5 protein-coding genes are annotated in these 5,673 nt (G+C 64.6%); 4 read left to right on the top strand and 1 reads right to left on the bottom strand.

The window, feature by feature from the left end; translation table 11 throughout:
- Positions 1 to 1,036 (bottom strand): serine/threonine-protein kinase (locus tag VGE27_RS12140; protein ID WP_331049925.1); only part of this gene is annotated, 1,036 nt, incomplete at its 3' end.
- Between the two features lie 112 nt (positions 1,037 to 1,148).
- Here VGE27_RS12140 and rpsO point away from each other — a divergent pair.
- The 4 genes from rpsO to VGE27_RS12120 form a co-directional block, all read left to right on the top strand.
- Positions 1,149 to 1,409, top strand: coding sequence for a 30S ribosomal protein S15 (rpsO, locus tag VGE27_RS12135; RefSeq protein ID WP_331049924.1), 261 nt, complete (start codon positions 1,149 to 1,151; stop codon positions 1,407 to 1,409).
- An 80-nt stretch (positions 1,410 to 1,489) separates the two neighbouring features.
- Positions 1,490 to 3,688: a polyribonucleotide nucleotidyltransferase gene (locus VGE27_RS12130; protein ID WP_345788016.1), complete on the top strand. Its 2,199-nt coding sequence runs from the start codon at positions 1,490 to 1,492 to the stop codon at positions 3,686 to 3,688.
- Positions 3,594 to 4,952, top strand: coding sequence for a pitrilysin family protein (locus VGE27_RS12125; protein ID WP_331049922.1), 1,359 nt, complete (start codon positions 3,594 to 3,596; stop codon positions 4,950 to 4,952). Before VGE27_RS12130 ends, VGE27_RS12125 begins: the two co-directional genes overlap by 95 nt.
- Before the next feature lie 41 nt (positions 4,953 to 4,993).
- A partial coding sequence (locus VGE27_RS12120; protein ID WP_331049921.1) for an alanine dehydrogenase occupies positions 4,994 to 5,673 on the top strand: 680 nt, incomplete at its 3' end.

Below are 5,673 nucleotides of genomic sequence, written 5' to 3'. Positions count from 1 at the left end.
TGGAGACAGAGTCAGCGGGAACGCGCGCGGTGTCCACAATAGGCGATACATCGGCCACCCTCGTCTCCCACGGACGTTGCACGGCCATGATGCCGCCAAGCACGAGCACGGCAGCACCCGCGATCCACCGCCACCGCTTCGATGTACGCTGCGGACGGAACGCCTCAACGGTGTGAGAACCAATGCGTCGCGCCGATGCGCTGCGTTCCGGTGCGGAGGGGAGCGCGGCCAGTGCGTCCACCACCTGCATGGCCGACAGGTATCGCTCATCAGGCGTCTTAGCGAGCAGCCGCTGCACGACCTGCTCAAACTCCGGCGTGAGCTCCGGGACCAGAGAGCGCATCGCGGCGGGCGGCTCTTCGATGTGCTGACGGGCGACGGCATACCAGTCGTCCCCGTCGAAGGGAACGCGACCGGTGGCGGTGCGATACAGCGTGATACCCAGCGCGTAGAGATCGCTGCGTCCGTCAAGTTCCTGGCCGCGTGCCTGTTCCGGGCTGAAGTAGTGGGGCGTGCCGAGCACCTGATTGGTGGCGCTCATGGAGTTGGACACGGCCAGGGCGCGGGCGAGACCGAAGTCGGCCACCACCGCTTCGCCCTCACTGTCGATCAGGATGTTGTCAGGCTTGATGTCGCGATGGATGATCTGGCTGGCATGCGCCACGGAGAGCGCGGCGGCAATGCCGATACCGAGTCGCACGACTTCTGCCTCGGGCAGGCGGTCGACGAGGGAGAGGCGTCGACCGAGCGTGACCGGGTAGAGGTCCATGGCCACGAACGCCGTGCCGTCGATTTGCCCCACGTCCCTCACGGTGACGATATTGGGGTGGCGCAGACGGGCGGCGGTGGCAGCTTCCCGACGGAAGCGACTTTCTGCGACGTCCTGACCAGCGAACTCGGGTCGGAGGATCTTGAGGGCGACCGGAATCTCCAGATCCTGGTCGACTGCCTCATAGACCCACGCGAAGGCTCCCGTGCCGAGGAGCCGGGTGACCCGATATTTGCCGATTGAACGCCCCAGATATCGATCAGGCACGCGTTGGTCCTTTACAGACGGGGCGGAGTGAGATAAGGTATCATGCTACCTGCAATTGCGCGCTAAACGTAGCGCACGACATGCGCTTAGAACGGCTGAGAATACAACGACGATGGCGTTCGACAAGGCTAACACGATCGACAAATTCCGGGCCCACGAAGGGGACACCGGATCGACCCGCGTACAGATCGCAATCCTCACGGAGCGAATCAACTACCTGACGGGTCACTTCCGTACGCATGCGAAGGATCACCACGGTCGCCGTGGTCTCCTCAAGATGGTCGGCAAGCGCCGCCGTCTGCTCGACTATTTGAAGCGTACGGACGTGCAGCAGTATCGCACGCTCGTGCAGGACCTTGGTCTCCGGTACTAACCGGATCGCGCCACGTTGTCGCGCGGGGGCAATCATGCCACCCGCGCGATTTGCGTTCTCATGAGGCTTAAAAGCAGATGATGCATCGAATCGAGCGGACCTTCGCGGGACGCCCCCTGGTCATCGAGACCGGTCGGATGGCCAAGCAGGCCGCCGGCTCTGCCGTGGTGCAGTTCGGAGAGACGATGGTTCTGGCCGCCGTGACGGTGAGCGAGAACCAGAGCCCCCTCCCGTTCTTCCCGCTCACGGTCGAGTACAAGGAAAAGACCTACGCCGCCGGCAAGATCCCGGGCGGATTCATCAAGCGCGAAGGGCGCCCGCACGATCATGAGATCCTCGCGGCGCGCATCATCGATCGCTCGATCCGCCCGCTGTTCCCCGAAGGCTTCAAGAACGAAGTGCAGGTGTTCATCTACGTCATCTCTGCGGACCAGGAGAATGACGCGGACGTGCTGGCGCTGGTCGCCGCATCGTTCGCCCTGAACGCCTCCAAGATCCCGTTCCTCGGCCCGATCGCTGGTGTGCGCGTCGGTCGCGTGCAGGGGCACTGGGTGCTCAACCCCACCTTCCAGCAGCTCGGCTTCTCCGATCTGGAGCTGGTGGTGGCGGGCTCGAAGGACTCCATCGTGATGGTCGAAGGCGGCTCGCTCGAAGTGTCCGAAGAGGACGTGCTCGAGTCGCTGCGCCTCTCGCACGACGGCATCCGTGAGCTGATCGGCATGCAGGAAGAACTGCTCGCCAAGGTCAGCGTGCCGAAGATGTCGTGGGTGAAGGCCGAGGCGCCGGAAGGCATCACGACGCGCGTGAAGGAACTCGCGTCGGGCCGCATCCGCGAAGCACTGAATCAGAAGGACAAGCACACGCGCATCGAAGCGGTCGAACGCACCAAGAAGGAACTCGCCGAGGGGCTGCTCGTCGAATTCCCCGACAACGCCAAGGACATCGGCAACCTGCTCGGTGACGTTGAATACCACGAGCTCCGCTCGCAGGTGCTCGACACGCAGCTCCGCGTCGACGGCCGCAAGAAGGATGAAGTGCGCGCCATCAGCATCGACACCAGCGTGCTGCCGCGTGCGCATGGTTCGGCGCTCTTCACGCGTGGCCAGACGCAGGCGCTCGTCGCCGCGACGCTCGGCACCGCCAAGGATGCGCAGCGCCTCGACTCCATCAAGGAGCCGGGTGAAGTCACGCGCTCGTTCATGCTGCACTACAACTTCCCGCCGTTCTCGACCGGTGAAGTGCGCCCGATGCGTGGCACCAGCCGCCGCGAAATCGGCCACGGCAACCTCGCTGAGCGCGCGCTGCAGGGCGTGCTCCCCGACTTCGCCGACTTCCCGTACACGATTCGCATCGTCTCCGACGTGCTCGAGTCGAACGGCTCGTCGTCGATGGCCTCGGTGTGCGGTGGTTCGCTGTCGCTGTTCGACGCCGGTGTGCCGCTCAAGGCGGCCGTGGCCGGTGTCGCCATGGGTCTCATCAAGGAAGGCGAGCGCTACGCCATCCTGACCGACATCCTCGGCACTGAAGACCACCTCGGCGACATGGACTTCAAGGTCGCCGGCACGAAGGATGGCATCACGTCCATCCAGATGGACATCAAGATCGAAGGTCTGGACATCAAGATCATGGAGGAGGCGCTTTCGCAGGCGAAGGCCGGCCGTCTCCACATCCTGGGCGAGATGGACAAGGCGCTAAACGCCCCGCGTGCTGAGCTGTCGAAGTACGCCCCGCGCATCGTGACGGTGCAGATCCCGGTCGACAAGATCGGCGAGCTGATCGGACCGAAGGGCAAGAACATCCGTGGCATCCAGGACGAGACGGGCGCCGAGCTCAGCGTCGAGGATGACGGCACCGTGACGATCGCTGCCGTCGGCGGCGAGAGCATGGAGCGCGCCAAGCAGATGGTCATGGCCATCACGGCCGAACCGGTCGTCGGCGAAACCTACGAAGGCACGGTGAAGACGGTGACGGCGTTTGGCGCCTTCGTCGAAATCATGCCCGGCAACGAAGCGCTGCTGCACGTCTCCGAGATGAAGTGGGAGCGTGTCGAGAAGCCGGAAGACGTCGTGAAGAAGGGCGACCGCGTGACGGTCAAGCTCGTCGATCGCGACGAACGCGGCCGCCTGCGCCTCAGCATGAAGGCGCTGCTGCCGAAGCCGGAAGGCATGCCCGATGAGCCGCAGGGTGAGCGTCCGCGTCGTGAAGACGGCGAGCGCTCCGGTGGTGGCGATCGTGGTGGACGCGGTGGACGGAACGGCGGTGGTCGCGATCGGCGCTGACAAACAGGGCGCTGAGGCGCCCCAGTTGCACCGAACGGACCTGCCCAACGGGCTGACCGTGCTCTCGGAAGCAGTTCCGGGAGCACGGTCGGTTGCTTTCGGGGCGTGGGTACGTGCGGCGACGCTGCACGAGCGTCCCGAAGAGATGGGTGTGTCCCATCTCCTCGAGCATATGGTGTTCAAGGGCACGCGCACGCGTTCGGCGCAGGAAATCGCGTTGTCGCTCGAGACGCTTGGCGGTTCACTCGATGCCTACACCGAGCGCGAGCACACGTCCTATCAGGCGCGGGTGCTCGACGAGCACCTGCCCGAAGCGGCATCTGTCATCGGTGAGTTGATCTTCGAACCCATGCTTCGTGCGGATGATCTCGCACTGGAACGCAAGGTGATCCTCGAAGAGATCAGCATGGTCGATGATACGCCGGACGACATCATCTTCGACGTGCACAATCGCGCCGTATGGGGCGATCATCCGCACGGCTACGCCATCCTCGGCACGCGCGACACGGTGAAGGCGCTCGATGTGCCGCACATTCGTGCGCTGCACGAGCGGGCCTATCACCCCGGTCGGCTCGTGGTGGCTGCGTCCGGCCGCGTCGAGCACGACCAGTTGCTCGAGGTGCTCGACAAGGCTGGCTGGACGTCGCAGGCGCGTGGCGACATGACGCCGTTTGCGATCGATCCGGTTGAAGCGGCCGGCCCGCACGCCGAGCATGTGAAGCGCAAGGACATTGCGCAGACACACATCGTGTTGGGCGGGCAGGGGATCGCGCATGGCGACCCACGTCGGTACGCGTTTGCCCTGATCGATATGCTGCTGGGCGGTGGGATGAGCTCCCGGCTCTTCCAGCGTGTGCGTGAAGAGCTGGGACTGGCCTACAGCGTCCACACCTTCAGCAGTGCATTTGCGGATACGGGGGTGCACGGTGTGTACCTCGCCACGGCCCCGGAGAGCGCGCAGGAGGCTCTGGATGCGGCTCGGGACGTCCTGCGTGAGGTGGCGGCCCACGGCCTCCCGGAGGAGGATCTGGTGGCCGGCAAGCGCCAGCTCCGCGGCCAGCTGGTGCTGTCGATGGAAGGCGTGTCGTCACGGATGTACCGGGCGGCTACGACCGCGTTGTATGGCGAACCGTTCCGTTCCGTCGACGAATTGATGGCGCTTGTCGATGCAATCGACGAGGATACAGTGCGGGACGTGGCACGTGATTTCTTCGATCCCGATCGGCACATTCTGGTCAGCCTTGGCCCGAAGGCCGTGCGCTGACGGTTCAGCGATATTCCCCTCCTCTTCATCCTTCCTCGACTATGCGCATCGGCGTACCGAAAGAGATCAAGACGAATGAAAACCGCGTGGCCCTCGTTCCTGCCGGAGCGGAGGCCCTGACGGCTGCAGGGCATGAAGTGTTCGTCGAAACAGGCGCCGGTATCGGCAGCGGTTTCGAGGACGACGACTACCGTGGCGTGGGCGCGCAGATCGTGCCCGACGCGAAGACGGCATGGGGCAATGCAGAGCTGCTGCTCAAGGTGAAGGAGCCCATCGCCAGTGAGTGGCAGCACCTGCGCCCGGATCTCACGTTGTTCACGTACTTCCACTTCGCAGCGGACGAGCAGCTCACCAAGGCGCACCTCGCCAGCGGAGCAACGTGCATCGCGTACGAGACGGTGGAGCTGCCCAGCCGCGAGCTGCCCTTGCTCACGCCGATGTCGGAAGTGGCGGGTCGCATGGCGGTGCAGGAAGGCGCCAAGTACCTCGAGAAGCTGTACGGCGGCCGCGGTGTGTTGCTGGGTGGCGTGCCGGGCGTGGCGCCGGCCAAGGTCGTGATCCTTGGCGGCGGTGTGGTGGGCGTGAACGCAGCCAAGATGGCGGCCGGCTTGGGCGCGAAGGTGGTGGTGCTCGACCTCTCACTCGAGCGCCTGCGCTACCTGTCGGACGTGATGGCCGCCAACGTGCAGCTCATCCACTCCAATCGCCACAACATCCTCGA

It is taken from the genome of Gemmatimonas sp. (genome assembly GCF_036405635.1).
Taxonomy (GTDB): Bacteria; Gemmatimonadota; Gemmatimonadetes; order Gemmatimonadales; family Gemmatimonadaceae; genus Gemmatimonas.
The sequence above is the reverse complement of the archived record's forward strand: the minus strand, read 5'-3'. Positions and strand labels throughout refer to the sequence as shown.